This is a genomic window from Mucilaginibacter ginsenosidivorax (assembly GCF_007971525.1).
GTDB classification, from domain to species: domain Bacteria; phylum Bacteroidota; class Bacteroidia; order Sphingobacteriales; family Sphingobacteriaceae; genus Mucilaginibacter; species Mucilaginibacter ginsenosidivorax.
This window is the reverse complement of the sequence record NZ_CP042437.1, coordinates 4,172,138-4,187,477: the sequence shown is the minus strand read 5'-3', so window position 1 is coordinate 4,187,477 and position 15,340 is coordinate 4,172,138. Positions and strand designations below refer to the sequence as shown.

Below are 15,340 nucleotides of genomic sequence, written 5' to 3'. Positions count from 1 at the left end.
TGCATTTTCATTCACATTGTAACAGTGCTTTTATAGCATTCGTAAAGCAAAGATTAATCGCGCAATTTTACGGCATTTTTTGTGGCTCCTGCAGCAAATGATAAAGCAACGCCGGCTTTTGAAATATCACCGCCATCAATTTTAATATTGCTGCTGGCGGCACCTTCAACACGCATAAAAACAGCTGCCGGGCTAAGTACACGCGTCGCGGTTAGCAAAACATCCTGGGTATCAATCAGCCGCAGTACCGATTCGGCATCTTTATTTCCCTGGGCGTTCAGGCCATTTATAGCGGCATCTGTTACCTGGTCAAAAACCAGTGCGGGCCTTAGCTCGGGCGTGGCAACTTCAAATCTCACGTTATTTAAAGTAAGGCCCTGGGCATAGCGCGCATATAAACCATAAGCCGGAAAAACCCCGTCGGCATAATATTCACCCGCATTTTTTGGCACATCGCGTACCGCGGCGTCTTCTGCCGTGCCTCCACCTGCAAAAGTGATATGAACATCGTTAAAGCTGATATTTTCGAGTAAAAAACCTTCGGCACCGTTAATAGCTATACATGATTTTATTTCGCCTGGGTGATAATTGCTGGTAAATTCGGCATCGGCAAGCTGAACGGGCACAACAACATTGGCGTGAATACCATTGAAAGATATATTACGGGCCGTACCCGGATCATCAACCGAACCCATGCCTATTGATATGGGGCCGGTTACCTTATGCATCACCAGGTTAGAGAATGAAATATTTTCCATCCGCGAGTGGCGCTCGCAACGCATTTTTATAGGGCAGCCATAGGCTTCTAAAATGATGCAGTTGGAAATTGTAATATTTTCGGCAACCCCGCCGCCAAAACGAAAAACCGACCACCTTGTGCTGAACGTGCAATTGGTGATGGTAATAAACTTGCAGCTGCCAAACAGCGCACAGGCATCATCCTGCGATTGTACATCGCAGTTAACCATATGAACATACTGGCAACTGATGAAATGAAAACCATCGTTATTATGAATTACCCGTCCGCGGATATGGATGCCATCAAGCTTTACATAACTGCTTTGAATAATGCGTACAGAATGATAGGCACAGTCTTTCAAAAAAATATCATTAACAATAACGTTTTGACATTGGTAAAAAAGCAAATGATAGGGCCGGTGATTGCCGCTAATGCCAGCAGGTGACGGCGCTCCTTTTGTAGGGCTGCGGAATTGTGCACCCTGCCCATCAATAGTACCCGGTCCTTCAACACGAATATTATCGGCTTTTACCGCAAATAGCAAGCCTACATTGCCATCGTTTAATGTGGTATCGCCTGTAAGTGGGATAGCCTGGGCAGCGTAGTATTGTTTACCATCGGCGCTGCCCAGTAATTTACCCTGTGCGGCTATGTGCAGGGTAACATTGCTTTTCAGTTCAACCGTGCCTATAACAAACACACCGGCAGGCACCAGTACCGTGCCGCCCTGGTCTTTATTGCAGGCGTCAATGGCGGCCTGCAGCGCTTTGGTATCAAGCGTTACGCCATCGCCTTTGGCGCCGTAATCCATAATGTTGTAAATACGGGTACCCAACAGCGGGTCGGCTTTTTGGATATTTGCAGGTTGTGCATGTAAAAGTGCTGGCGCGGCAGCAATTATGCCTGCGCCCGCAGAAGCTTTTGTAACTGTTTTTAGCCAGTTGCGTCGTGAAAAATTATCGTCGTAAGTTTCCATTGATCATCAGATAGTAAAATGTTTCTCAGGCCCGTTGTACGCGTTTAACAGGTTATAATTGGTTGTTAAGGGCTATTGGCCAAATCAAAATTAAGTTTATTTTTATGGGGATATCAGCCACTTTTTGGCTAAACAATAATCCGGATTGTCTTTTATCCGGGCAGCCTTCCGTTTAAAAACAAACAATACTATCTTTATTTATAAAATGATAATTTATGACCTGGAATACCAATACGCTGTGGGTGGAAGTAGCCGTTGTGTCTGTCTTTTTCCTGCTCGGCAATATATTTCTTGGCCATTTTGAGGAGCGAAGCCCTAAAAAGGTGCCTGAGCGCGTGTGCTGTTAAATCAAGATGGATTACGAAACCGTTTTGAGGTTGACTACCTTAACTCAAAATTTCTTTTTATTAATGAGATCCATAAATGCATCCCTGAATTTTTCGCTGACGGGGATTCGTTTATCGGCAATATAAATATGGTTATCTTCAATTTTGCTAAGCTGTTCATAGTTGATGATGTATGAATTATGAACCCTGATAAACGGCGGGTTAAGCTGCTCTTCAATATCTTTTAAGCGGCGGTATACCAGCAATTGCTCGCGGGCTGTTACCAGTCTTACGTAATCTTTTTCCCCCTCAAAATACAGGATATCCCTTAACACTATCTTCCTTAATGTTTTGCCCGATTTTACAAAAAATAAATCCTGGGCCTGCACGGCATCCGGCTGCTGCTCCGGTTGGTATTTTGCAAAATAGGCTTCTATTTTTTGTACCGATGACAGGAAACGTTTCAGCGTAATCGGTTTCAGCAGGTAGTCGATGGTGTTAAACATGTAGCTTTCCGCGGCATATGCTGAATAAGCCGTGGTGAAAACAATTCTGGTTCGGGTTGGCAACAGGGTAGCCAGCTCCATACCGCTGAGCTGCGGCATATTAATATCCAAAAAAATAAAATCAACCTGGTTTGTTTTCAAAAACGCAAGCGCTTCCAAAGCATTGTAGCATTTGGCTTTTAACTTCCATTGGGTGCTTTGTTTTATCAGCAATTCCAGCAGGTCAACCGCGTCTGGTTCGTCATCAATAATAATGCAGCTTAAATTCATTGGAGCGGTATTTTTAGCAATGCGGTGTATAGCCCGCCAGTGGTATCAATAGCCAGTTCAAAATTTGAACCATATAACATAGTGAGCCTTTGGGTTAAATTGGCTATTCCAAACCCCTTTGATGGCCCGGTTGCTGTTGATATAATTATACGATTGATGGTTTTAAAAATCAAATAACCTTCTTTTTGTACCAGCGAAATATTCACCTCATTTTGCATGAGCGACTTATCAATGCCATGTTTAAAAACATTTTCGACAAAGGTCATGAGCAACATAGGCGGAATACGCAGCTCGGGGTTATATGCCTTCCCGAAATTAATGGTGGCGCCATGCCTTATCCGGATTTTTTCAAGCTCGATATAGTTTTCAATAAATGCAACTTCGGTATTTACCGGTACTACATCTTTGGGGCTTTCGTCAACAAAATAGCGCATGATATCCGATAGCCGCTCTATTAACCCCGCTGATATCGGATCGACCTTATACACTTTGTAATAAATGTTATTTAACGTATTGAACAAAAAGTGCGGCTGCACCTGCGATTTAAGCAAATTAAGCTCGGCCTGGCTTTTTTGCAGCATTATTTCTTCTGCTCGTTGTTTCAGGGCAAAATAGGCAATGGATATCCGGAAAATCAGGCTGAGAACATAGATGAGTATACCGCCCGGAACATAGCCGAGCAGTGTGGGCAAACTTAGCTGCGCTGTTTTCATTAATGCATAATGCTGGTACAACGTTATTAATACATAACCCCGCAAAATCCCCATAACTAACAGAAAAATTACCACCAGGGCGCCATACCAAATAAATCTCCCCTTCTGATAAAATACCGGGTATAAAATAAGGATGTTGCCATAAATAATAATGGCGTAAGATGTTGTGTTGACTACCGTATAAATAACCGATTTGGGCAAACCATCCATCGGTAACAACGAAAAGAAAATTAACAGCAGTACGGCCGCCCATATCAACACCTGGAGCTGAACAATGCCCGGTTTGTACCTGGATATTTCCATCAAATTTCCCCGTTTTTTAAATTGACGAACCAGCCGGCAACGTTATGAATTACCTATCCTTACTGCTTGCGGGCTGTTCCTATTCAAAAATACCAACCTTTTTTGTTTTCAGGTACCATTTTACACCGTTGGGGTATTTTTCACGATGATTACAGTAAAAATTCAGATAACCGGGTGTTCAGGAACCTGGCGGCTACAACTTAATTCCTTGCTCAATCATTGCCGAGGCTAATTTTGCCGGAATTGGCCTGCAAGCACAATTTTTTTGATGCTGCAGGTGCCACTCCACGCGCTGATTAAAGGTTGGGTTTTTAGGCATTGGATTATCCAGATGCCATTGTTTATTTATTTTCATGCCTGTACTGGTGCGTAATAAACCTAAAATTCGGGAACTGAATCCATCGGGTATGGATAAACCAACAAGGGTACTGTTGTATTTGCTGCCATCTTTTTAGTAACGCTCGATTTAAGAAAGAAATCAAGCAGATTGCTTTTCCGGTGAACCATCACCAGCATATCCGGCTTTTCGGTTTCCAGTACCCAGGCCAATCCTTTTTTCACATCTTCGTTAGGAAAATTACGGTAGCTAATACGTTTGTAATCAACCTTAAGTACCACCTCCTGCATAAACGAATTTTCTGCTTTGTTATGTTTGGTATCTGTGGGCAGCTCGGGGTTCACATTCCCAATCACTATGTTGGCAGCGTATTGATGCGCCAGGCCGGCTACTGCATTTATATATTTAACATCGTTTGGATCCAGGTCGCTTGCAAAAATGAGTCTTTCAATATGTTTAATCGCAGCATTTTCAGGAACCAGCAATAAAGGGAGTTTGGTATCGTCAATAAGCTCGCGGCAATTGTTACCTAAAACAAATGTTGATACGGTATCGGCCCCGTGGGTGCCTGCAACCAGCAGCACAATATTCTTATCTTGCTCAAGGGTTGCCAGGGTGTTTACAACCGGGCCTTCTTCGCATCTGCAGCTAATCTCGGGCATAAACGCACCTGGCGAAGGCCTTTCCCTGAGGCCGTGTTTTAGCTTGTCGCATAACTTTCTTAAAGTCTTTTCGGCATCTTTTTTTATTTCCTCGTACTCGTAAACAGGCCAGGCCAGTTGGGCAGTCGCCATAGGTACATCTGCCGGTACCAGGAATGCGTTAAACAGCAAAACATTTGCTTTTATTTTTTTGGCCAGGTGCAGGGCATATTTGGCTATATGCTCCGAACGCTCAGAAAAATCGATAAGTACAGCTATAGTTTTCATGATGACTCAACTTTAATATAATGTTGTAAAGTTGGATAAAAGCGCTGGGGCAAAAAATGAGCGCCGTCACCTAAAAGCCTGTCTTTAATCAATATCTATAAGCAAAAACCATGAAACAAAAAAAGCTACCTGCTTAGCAGATAGCTCCCGTAATATATGATGGACTTTTGCAAAAGTCGGGCTTATATGCCAATTACACTGCGGCCCATACCTGCGGCTAAAATGGCTTTGTTTTCAACTAAATGGGTTACAGCAAAGTTGCTATTGTTAACATTCGACTGAATTGCCCTGTTAAGGTTTAATTCTTCTGTTGCGCCTTTCAAATCTGCTGTCGCATTATCTTTTACAGTTAAGGTAGTACTAAAAGCATCTAAGTTTAAACTGGCTACTGCGCTGTTATGCAAATCAACGTTAAATTCAATTTTTGACAGTTTACCGAATGATGTTAAGGATGAGTTATCAAATACCGAAACGGAACGCAGGTCGGCAGCGCTTACCCAAACTACCAGTTTTTCGTTGGTATAAGAGGCAATGCTTAACACGCCATTTTTGGTTTGCACCAAAGCACGTTCGGCATAGTATTTATTGTAAACTTTTACCTGGTCGCGGGTGGCGTCAGAGATGTATAGTTCTACATTACCATGAACTTCTATTTTATTGATGGTGCTGATATCATTTAATACAGTGAAGGCATCAATTGTTAGTGATTTGGCGTAGGTTGATTGTGTTAATCCTAACACAACAACAAACATTGTGATTACGGATAAAATTTTGGTTTTCATTTTTGTATTTTTTAATTGTAATTGTTAATTAATTGCATTGATTATCTATAAATGCAACCAAAAAACGGGGCCAATTTTAACCCGATATTGTCGCCCTGTAGGGTTATATATTGGTGTCCTGTTTTCCACTGCAAAGGTGTGGTTTCTCTCCATGAAAACATTCATCTTAGTGTAAAAATTACACTATTATTTTCAACAACTTTCCCTTACATAAAAGCAATACAAACCACTGATTATTAATAAATTATACAGAATCTACAATTTCCACTATGCTATTTACAGTTGTTTACCACAGCATCCCATCCCTCAAAAACAATTTTCAGGCGGCGTAAAATGGCGTGGGATGCTGAGTTTTTTTATCACCAATATTGTATTAATGCCGCCCGCAGGGCGGGCAAAACACATCCTCGTTAGCGTCAACGCACCGGCCATAAGCCTTTGCTGCCAGCGGCTAATTATTAGGCTACAACAATAGTAGATTTGGCTACACGCCGGTATCTCCTGATGCATACCTTTGAACTGATAAAATAAAAGCGGTGAAGATGACCCGTTGGGAAATTGCCGTTGTCTTTTATGAAAATTAAGTACATTGTGATATGCCAAATATGCAACCCAGGCGATTTAAAACAATAAGCGAATTTCACCAGTTCAGGGGTTTGCCTAAGCCGGAGCACCCGCTAATAAGCGTTATAAACCTGGAAAATGTTACCCAGGTACCCGGCGCTGAAATGAGCATGGTAAAAGATTTTTATTCGGTTGCATTAAAAAGAAATTTTAATGCGCGGATGAAATACGGACAACACGATTATGATTTTGACGATGGTATTATGTTTTTTATGGCACCCGGCCAGGTTTTAAAAATTGAGACCGATCCCAATGCCGCATTAAATCAATCCGGGTGGATGTTATTGTTTCATCCCGATTTTTTATGGAACACGCCTTTAGCTAAATCAATTAAGCGCTATGAGTATTTTGATTATTCGGTGAAAGAAGCCCTATTTCTGTCGGAAAAGGAGGAAAACATCATTGGGGCTATAATGCAAAACATCCAGCAGGAATATCATTCAAACATTGATAAGTTTAGCCAGGACATCATTGTTGCACAAATTGACGTATTGCTTACTTATTCGGAAAGGTTTTACCAGCGCCAGTTTATCACCCGCAAAATAGCTAACCACCAGATTCTTGATCGTTTGGAAGCTATTCTTACTGCTTATTTTAGCAGTGAGGCCCTGGCACAAAAAGGATTGCCTACAGTTGCTTACATTGCCGAAACACTAAATGTATCGCCCAATTATTTAAGCGGCTTATTAAAAATATTAACAGGCCAAAGCACCCAGCAGCACATTCATGATAAGCTGATAGAAAAGGCAAAAGAAAAACTATCAACCACCAATTTATCAGTAAGCGAAATTGCCTACGAATTAGGGTTCGAACATCCCCAATCGTTTAGCAAATTATTTAAAACAAAAACCCATTTTTCGCCGCTGGAGTTCAGGCAGTCATTCAATTAACGGGGTAATATGGTAGAGGCTGCCTTTGCCGTTAAAGGCATCCTCTACCCTCCCCTCGCACAAGATCTGCGAAAAAATGGAGCTTAGCGTTCACGCACCATTTACCCCCGCAGGCCGAATACAACCTACCCCAATTTTACACCTTTTACGTATTGGTTTAGTTTTTCCAAATTCTGTTTCAGCCCTTCGTCGGCTTTAAAGGTTTTTACAACTTGTATAAATTGCTCACGCGATTCAAACAGCATATGCCAGCTAATGTGTGTTTGTTCGCCCTGCGCTTCAAATTCAATAGTGGCAACAAATTTAGGGCCGCTCACATGTTCATAAACTATTTTTTTAAGCGGGATAACCTCTTTGAATATGCTTTTGTTTTTATAATCTGTTCCGTCGGGGCCATGCATTACCAGGTCCCACTCGCCTTCGGGTTCAACATCCATTTTACTAATGGTGTTGGTGAAACCGTTTGGGCCCCACCATTTGGCAATATGCTCTGGCTGGGTCCATACTTCCCATACCAGTTCAACCGGGGCTTCCAATGTTCGGGTCAGGCGTAATTCGCGGTCGGCAGTGTTACTTTTTGTGTTTTCCATTTCGTTCATTTTTTAATTGTACAACATAGTTTTCAAGATTATCTAATTTGCTTTCCCAATGCTGGCGGTACTGATCTATCCAGGCCGATACCTCGCCGAGCTGATCGAGCCGGGCTTCGCAAAACCTGTCGCGCCCATGCCGCTTAACGTTAATAAGGCCGCAATCGGCCAGGATCTGGATGTGCAACGATATCGCCTGGCGTGTAACATCAAAGTTTGCCGCTATAGTGTTCACGTTATGCGGCTGCGTAGCAATCATGTTAATTATGGCCCTACGGGTAGGGTCGGCTATGGCCTGGTAAACGTCTCGTCTGGTTTTCATTATTCGCAAGTACTTACTTGCAAATATAAATGCAAGCAACTACTTGCGCAAATTTTTTTATGTTTAATTCTCCTGCGGTTCCATCAGGGCAATGCAACTAAATGGCTAAACCAAATAAGCTTACAGCGTCGGGAAGTTATAAACATCAAACGATGCCTTGTTTTATTGGCTGATAGTGGTTAAATGACCCGGGGCCTGTGGTAATTACATTGGCCAACAACAGGCACAAATATTTGGATGCTTCTAAATTGCACGCTCAGTTTAGTGTTAACCATGATAAGATATAAAAAATTGATTATCAAATAATTATAAAAAATATTTTTAAAATGTGTTAAGTTATGTTAACCCGATTAGCTGCGTTTGCCCTAACGGTACCGGGCGGCGGTGTGTTAAAATATTTTTTTTACCAGGTAAACAATTAGCTGAATACCATATCTTTAACTATCTCGAAACATGTACCGAAAACTCATCTTGGTTTTATTGCTGAATGGTATGGCGCTTGCTGCCCATTCACAAAAGCTGGACAAAATACTGCCGGCATATTTTTCTGTAAAAGATGGTTTGCCTGATGCCACCATCAATACAATTTGCCAGGACGATGATGGCTTTTTATGGCTGGGCACCAACTATGGCTTAAGCCGGTATGACGGGGTTGAGTTTAAAAATTTTTATCACTCCAAAACAACAAGCTCGCTGCCGGGCAACAATATCATCTCCATACAAAAATTGCCCGGCCACCGGTTACTGGCAGCCACCTCAACCGGCTTATGTATTTTTAATACCAGGACTAATATATTTAAAACCCTGCTGGTGCCGGCTTCGGCAAAAATGTTCCCTTTCGAAAATAATTTTTACATCGCATCGGTAGATAAGCAAAACAACATTTGGGCGGCCTCGCAAATGGGGCTTTATAAGCTCGATCAAAACCTTAATATACTTCAATTTACCAGGGGGGCTAATGACCAGGGAGCAACCTTGGTTATGTTCGTCGAAAGTATCCACCCCCTACCCAACGGAAGCGTTCTTTTCAGATTGGTGAAGGATAAAAAAATTCAATATCATATCTATACTCCCGCAAGCAACAAAATTATTCCGTTAAACCAGTTAAAGGGGTATCCGCTATCGGTGATAGATAGCTTAAACGTGAGGGATATTGCGTTTGATAAAAAGGGCAATTCGTGGTTTGTAAAACATATGGTTGATAGTGTTTTCTTCTTGAATTCCTTATCCGGCCAGATAACTGCCTCGGCTTTCAATCATTTACCCGGCAAAGGCCAGATATATTATAACACCCACATCAACCTGCTAAATAATGGACTGGCAACTTGTACCCTAAACGATGGCGGGCTGGCGTATTGGAATACCCAGGCATCGGCCGTTGGGCGCAGCGATTTTAAAAGCGACGTATTACTACCCAAACAACATGTGTTTTGCACGTTATTTGATACCGAAGGCAACCTTTGGGTGGGTACCGGCAATGGTTTATATAAGTTTACGCTGATTGCCAACGGCATTTCTACATCGGAACTGCCGGCATATAACCCCGGGATCACCGTGGGATAGACCTATCGGGCACTTTTGTGGTTAAAGAACATATTTTTTTAACCACCACCGGCGGCGGGATATTTTATACCAATCTGCTTAATACGCCATGGAAGGAGCTATTAATTGGAAAAACTGCAGATGTAAACGACACCTGGAACATAAGAGCCGCGGGAGTGGATAAATTTTGGATAGGTACACAAAGAGGTATATATGAATGGAAAAAAGGCATGGCCGGCCCCCGGCCTGTAAATGTGCCATTAATTGGAAAATGCCCCGTGATTACCCAATTTACCGATAAGGAAAACGTACTGTGGATGGGCCTTGGCGAAGGGAATGGCCTTGCTGCTTATAATTTAACTAACAATAGCCTGCAGCTTTATTCAAAAAAGGACAAAGGCAACCAATTGCCCATCAGGTTCCCCGTTTGTATTGCCGAGGATGAATTTGGCGACCTGTGGATGGGCGGTACCGAAGGGCGCGGGCTGGTAAAGTGGAGCCGGACCAATCATCAATTCGCGTTGTTCCCCCCGGCTTATAATACCGATTTTGATAATGGCGTCATCAATACCATCTATGCAGATAAAAGGGGCAAGATATGGATGGGCACCAATGCCGGCCTGGTGAAATTTGACATCAGCAGCCAAAAGTTTAAAAAGGTTGATATGCCCGAAGCCCTATCGTCAAATACGGTTTACAGCCTGGCTGCCGACAATAAAGGCCGCCTATGGATTGGCACTAAAAACGGATTAAACTGCATGGAACCCGGCACCGGCCATTTTTTTTTATTTGGCGGTTATTACCCATCGTCAGAAGATCCTGTGTTAAGCGTAAAGTACGACAGCGCCGCAAACAAGGTATATTTTAATACGGCCCATATATTTTACAGTGCAATACCAAACCAATTGCTGCGGCCACGCCGGGCCCCCGGCGTATTAATTACGGCTGTAACTTCATCGGGCAACAATTTAAACCCGGCGCAAAGCATCAGCCTGCCTGCCAACGATAATAATATCAGCATCGCTTTTAGTGCGGTTAACCTGGTTGATGGTATGCAAAACAGGTATTATTACCGACTTAACAACCTGAGCAAAAATTGGATCTCGGCAGGCCGAACGCGGCAAATATCATTTTCAAACCTGTTGTCGGGCAATTACACTTTCAGCGTTAAAGCACAAATGGCCGATGGTACTATGAGTACAAACCAGGCCACCCTGCTTTTTTCGGTGCAAACCCCTTACTATAAAAGCTGGTGGTTTATTGTTTTAGCCATCATAACCACAGGTGGTATTATTTATTTCATCTACCTTAACCGCATCAGGCAGGTGCTGCGGGTTCAGGCTATCCGCAATAGCATCGCTACGGATTTACATGACGATATTGGTTCAACCCTTAGCAACATCAATATACTTACCGAACTGAGCAACGCCAACCTATCAGCGCCAGAACAAGCCCGGAGCTTTTTGAAACGGATAACCGAAGAAGTAAACACCTCCAACCAATCATTAGATGATATTGTGTGGAGCATAAACACCCTTAATGACAGCTATGAGCAAACTGTGGCCAGGATGAAAAGATATACCGCCGAATTGTTTGAAGGTGCAAACATTGCCTATCATTTCCACTTTGACGAGAAGATAGCCTATAAAAAGCTGCACATGGAAAAAAGAAAAGACATTTACCTGGTGTTTAAAGAGGCGGTAAACAACATTTACAAACATGCTGCCGCAACGCATGTCGACATCAGCCTGCAAAGCCATCAAAACCATTTGCAAATGATTATTAAAGATAATGGCAAAGGCTTTGATACCACACAGCCTACTTCACGTAACGGTATAAAAAACATGAAAATACGGTTGGCAAAGTGGAAAGGAAGTATTTCAATTTTGTCGGCCATCGATGAAGGTACTTTGCTTACCATTATTATACCCGTGCTTTAATCACTCAAAAGAGTGATAGGCCTGTTAAATAGTAAACTGTAATTTAGCACTTATGCCGGTAAGTATAGTTTTATTTGAAGATAACGATCGTTTGCGCGAGTCGTTGGCCTACCTGCTTAACAGCGACCCTGATTACGCGGTTAAAGGCAATTTTGATAATTGCACCCAGGCAGCAGAAATTATAGAACGGCTTAAGCCCGATGTTGTGCTGATGGATATAGATATGCCCGGCAAAACAGGTATAAGTGGCGTTGCTATGGTAAAACAAGCGCGGCCGGAAACTGCTGTAATCATGTACACTGTTTTTGAGGACGATGAGAAGCTTTTTCAATGCCTTTGCGCGGGGGCCAACGGTTATTTACTAAAAAAAACGCCGCCAGCCCGGCTGTTTGATGCCATTCGCGAGGTATTGGATGGTGGCGCGCCCATGTCGCCGGTGATTGCCAGAAAAGTGCTGATGTCATTTCAGCAAAAAACCGATAACCAATATAACCTCACTTCGCGCGAAACGGATGTGTTGCAGCTTTTAATAAAAGGGAACAGCATTAAAATAATTGCCGACGAATTGAACATGGCTTTTGATACCGTGCGCTCGCACCTCAAAAAAATTTACCTGAAACTTCATGTAAACTGCGGCAAAGAAGCGATAGCCAAGGCGCTGAAAGAAAAAATATTGTAATATGCTAACCTGGTTAACCGGCGCTCAATTCACTCAAAAAGAGGATTGACCATCGTTCCAAATATGCTCAATTTCATGGGTAAGTAAGCGCGGCTTTAACATCTCCGGCTAAAACGTAAAACTATACCTTATGAAAACAAAACTCACCTACTCTATTTGTATATTTTTTGTGATGTCTTTTATTTTGCCCGGCTGTAAAAAAAGCAGCCCGGTACTCATACCTGTAAAAGTACCTGCAATTAATACCATCAGCCCTACTTCTGGCATTGCCGGCACTGTAGTTACTATCAGCGGCGCCAACTTTAGCGCTACAGCTGCCGATAATACCGTAAAATTTAACGGAACTGATGCAACCGTTACATCGGCAACGGCAGGTAAGCTGACTGTAACCGCACCGGCAGCGGCCAGCACCGGGGCCATAACCGTAACTACTGCCGGCGGCACCGCTACCGGGCCGGTATTTACTTATTTATTGGCGCCAACAATTGCAACAATCAGCCCTGTTTCGGCCAAAGCAGGTACCGCTATAACAATCACCGGGACAAACTTTGACGCGACTGCGGCCAACAACACCGTTAAATTTAACGGTGTTGCTGCGGCTATTACATCGGCTACAACCACAAAATTAGTGGTTACCGCGCCAGCCGCGGCCACCAGCGGGGCCGTAACCGTAGCCACATCAGGCGGAACGGCAACCGGACCTGTATTTACCTTTATTGTAGCCCCAACTATCACGGCAATTAATCCAACATCGGCTGCCGAGGGTGCCTCAGTAACCATTACCGGGACTGATTTTGATGCCGTAGCTGCTAATAACACTGTTAAATTTAACGGTACCACCGCCAGCGTTACCACTGCAAATACTACGCAACTGGTTGTTAAAGTGCCAACCGGCGGCAGTTCAGGAAATGTAACTGTTACCACCGTTGGCGGTACATCTAATGGCATAGCTTTTACATACACAGCGACCGGACCAACTGTTTATGTACTTGGCTCCGATACCCGCAGCGGCTACGGTTGGTGGAAAAATTCTTCTTTTACGGCTATCCCCTCCTGCACAAGCGCATATGCTATGGTTGGTTCAGGTACTGACATCTATATTGCAGGCCCAACTACCGCAAATGTTCCCACTTACTGGAAAAATGGCACAGCTGTGCAGCTATCTTCGCAAACCGGGTACACGTTTTCGATAGTTGTTTCGGGCACCGATGTTTATTGCCTGGGCCAGATTAACGGAACTTACTATGTCTGGAAAAATGGCACGGCCACCCAGCTAACAACTACAACAGTCACTAATATCGGAGGCTCGGGCACCAGTAATTATTTAAACAATGCTTTAGCCGTGAGCAATGGCGATACCTACGTGGCCGGGGCACGATATCTGGGAACTTCTACCATTTTAAAAGCTACTTACTGGAAAAACGGCACACCAATTGACATAACCGATGGCATACACTCGGGTAATGCGCAGGCAACGGCCATATGTGTTTCGGGCGGTGCCATTTACATAGCTGGTTTTGAAGAAATAAGGGACCCTGCTTCGGGCGGAATTATCAATAAAGCCCCACGCCTCTGGAAAAATGGCATTTCCATACCATTAACCACACCGGGCAACAGCTTATTCAACAGCGTTTCCAGCATACTGGTGTCGGGCGGTGATGTTTATGTGGGCGGCCAATACAACGGCGCGGGGGCAGTTTGGAAAAATGGCACCATGCTTACTCCATCCGCCTATGCAGTTGCCGAAAACGTATCTTCGTTGTTCTTGTATAATAATACCGATTTATATATCGGCGGCGCATCGTCATCATCAGGCGAAAACGGCTATTGGAAAAATGGGGATTTTGTTGAAATGGACCCGGGATGCACCATACTGGGCCCGGGTTGTGCGCGTACATCGGCAAACCAGGTTATTTCTTTGTATGTTAAATAATTATTGGTACGCCTAAGCCGGTAAAGTATTATAGGTAAATAAAGCCACAAAAAGCCTGCATATATGTAAGCTTTTTGTGGCTTTAATGGAAAACAGGGAAGCACTTGCCATGTACCCGGAAGTTATTCAACAATATAATAATTGTAATCATCGGCATGTTTTTTTACGTCCGCCACCGGCGCAATGTTTTTTATAGTCTTTTTCAATTACAACCGCCTGAATTTAACTCATCGCAATACGGGCAATATTCATTTACATCCTTATTACGGCGCTGATGCTTCCGGCATCCGCTGTTCTGTAAGGCATAATTTACGTTGACAGGCGTTATTTTTGAATTAAAAAAAGCTTACATTCATACTAATAAATCAACCGGAAAATGAAAGCGACGCAGATGAAAAAACTATTACTTTTTGCTGTTTGTTTGGCGTTTATTTGGCAATCGTGCAATAAAAGTACCGCGCCTGTATTGGCTGCCACCAGTGCTATATCGGCAACTATCGATGGGAGTAATGAAAATTTTAATACTGTTGATAGTTCGGGTTATCGTAATACACCAACTTATTATTCGGCTTTCATTTCGGCAAAAAACGGCACATCGTCTACCGCCGATAAAATGGAACTGGATATATACTCGCCAACTCCCATCGCCGTTGGTACATACAACCTTACTAAAAATTACAACCCGCCATTTGGCATTTTAATCATCTATAAAATTAATGGCAGCAGCAATTTTGCCAACGATTATGTTGTTGATTACACGGGCAATCATCCGGCATCTATAACCATATCGTCAATCAGTACCACCAATATACAAGGCGCTTTTAACGGAACATTAATTGTGGCCAACAACTCTGGCGCAACCAAAACAATTTCCGACGGGAAATTTAACATCGATCTTAAATAAGTGTTCAGCAAAGTCTGTGGGCGTTACCTAATAAT

At 43.1% G+C, this 15,340-nt stretch carries 14 protein-coding genes; 6 read left to right on the top strand and 8 right to left on the bottom strand.

What is annotated here, in order from left to right:
• Nucleotides 1–53: 53 nt before the first annotated feature.
• The 6 genes from FSB76_RS17585 to FSB76_RS17565 form a co-directional block, all read right to left on the bottom strand.
• The gene (locus FSB76_RS17585; protein WP_147055565.1) at nucleotides 54–1,715 is read right to left on the bottom strand and encodes a glycoside hydrolase family 28 protein; all 1,662 of its coding nucleotides are present in this window, start codon (nucleotides 1,713–1,715) and stop codon (nucleotides 54–56) included.
• A 391-nt stretch (nucleotides 1,716–2,106) separates the two neighbouring features.
• Nucleotides 2,107–2,817, bottom strand: coding sequence for a LytR/AlgR family response regulator transcription factor (locus FSB76_RS17580; protein WP_147055563.1), 711 nt, complete (start codon nucleotides 2,815–2,817; stop codon nucleotides 2,107–2,109).
• Complete coding sequence (locus FSB76_RS17575; protein WP_147055561.1) at nucleotides 2,814–3,833, bottom strand: sensor histidine kinase; 1,020 nt, start codon at nucleotides 3,831–3,833, stop codon at nucleotides 2,814–2,816. The genes FSB76_RS17580 and FSB76_RS17575 overlap by 4 nt, the downstream gene beginning before the upstream one ends.
• 193 nt (nucleotides 3,834–4,026) lie before the next feature.
• On the bottom strand, nucleotides 4,027–4,188 hold the full coding sequence (locus tag FSB76_RS32360; protein ID WP_192910086.1) for a hypothetical protein: 162 nt from the start codon (nucleotides 4,186–4,188) through the stop codon (nucleotides 4,027–4,029).
• Between the two features lie 23 nt (nucleotides 4,189–4,211).
• A complete protein-coding gene (locus FSB76_RS17570) occupies nucleotides 4,212–5,099 on the bottom strand; it encodes a universal stress protein (RefSeq protein WP_147055559.1) in 888 nt (295 codons plus the stop codon).
• A 182-nt stretch (nucleotides 5,100–5,281) separates the two neighbouring features.
• Nucleotides 5,282–5,881, bottom strand: coding sequence for a GIN domain-containing protein (locus FSB76_RS17565; protein ID WP_147055557.1), 600 nt, complete (start codon nucleotides 5,879–5,881; stop codon nucleotides 5,282–5,284).
• A 596-nt stretch (nucleotides 5,882–6,477) separates the two neighbouring features.
• On the opposite strand from FSB76_RS17565, the gene FSB76_RS17560 reads away from it, so the two are divergent.
• Nucleotides 6,478–7,395: a helix-turn-helix domain-containing protein gene (locus FSB76_RS17560; protein WP_147055555.1), complete on the top strand. Its 918-nt coding sequence runs from the start codon at nucleotides 6,478–6,480 to the stop codon at nucleotides 7,393–7,395.
• A gap of 125 nt (nucleotides 7,396–7,520) precedes the next feature.
• On the opposite strand, the gene FSB76_RS17555 is transcribed toward FSB76_RS17560, so the two are convergent.
• On the bottom strand, nucleotides 7,521–7,985 hold the full coding sequence (locus FSB76_RS17555; RefSeq protein ID WP_147055553.1) for an SRPBCC family protein: 465 nt from the start codon (nucleotides 7,983–7,985) through the stop codon (nucleotides 7,521–7,523).
• Nucleotides 7,966–8,307, bottom strand: a complete 342-nt coding sequence (locus FSB76_RS17550) for an ArsR/SmtB family transcription factor (RefSeq protein WP_147055551.1) — start codon at nucleotides 8,305–8,307, stop codon at nucleotides 7,966–7,968. Before FSB76_RS17550 ends, FSB76_RS17555 begins: the two co-directional genes overlap by 20 nt.
• Nucleotides 8,308–8,760: 453 nt before the next feature.
• Here FSB76_RS17550 and FSB76_RS17545 point away from each other — a divergent pair, with 453 nt between their 5' ends.
• The 5 genes from FSB76_RS17545 (at nucleotide 8,761) to FSB76_RS17525 (ending at nucleotide 15,305) form a co-directional block, all read left to right on the top strand.
• Nucleotides 8,761–9,870, top strand: coding sequence for a ligand-binding sensor domain-containing protein (locus tag FSB76_RS17545; RefSeq protein WP_147055549.1), 1,110 nt, complete (start codon nucleotides 8,761–8,763; stop codon nucleotides 9,868–9,870).
• Nucleotides 9,871–9,887: 17 nt separating this feature from the next.
• Nucleotides 9,888–11,789: a sensor histidine kinase gene (locus FSB76_RS17540; protein ID WP_147055547.1), complete on the top strand. Its 1,902-nt coding sequence runs from the start codon at nucleotides 9,888–9,890 to the stop codon at nucleotides 11,787–11,789.
• Between the two features lie 52 nt (nucleotides 11,790–11,841).
• Complete coding sequence (locus FSB76_RS17535) at nucleotides 11,842–12,468, top strand: response regulator (RefSeq protein WP_147055546.1); 627 nt, start codon at nucleotides 11,842–11,844, stop codon at nucleotides 12,466–12,468.
• Between the two features lie 130 nt (nucleotides 12,469–12,598).
• Nucleotides 12,599–14,401 (top strand): IPT/TIG domain-containing protein, encoded by a 1,803-nt coding sequence (locus FSB76_RS17530; protein ID WP_147055544.1) that lies wholly within the window; start codon nucleotides 12,599–12,601, stop codon nucleotides 14,399–14,401.
• A 376-nt stretch (nucleotides 14,402–14,777) separates the two neighbouring features.
• Entirely contained in the window at nucleotides 14,778–15,305 is a 528-nt protein-coding gene (locus FSB76_RS17525; RefSeq protein WP_225976239.1) for a hypothetical protein, read from the top strand.
• Nucleotides 15,306–15,340 lie beyond the last annotated feature (35 nt).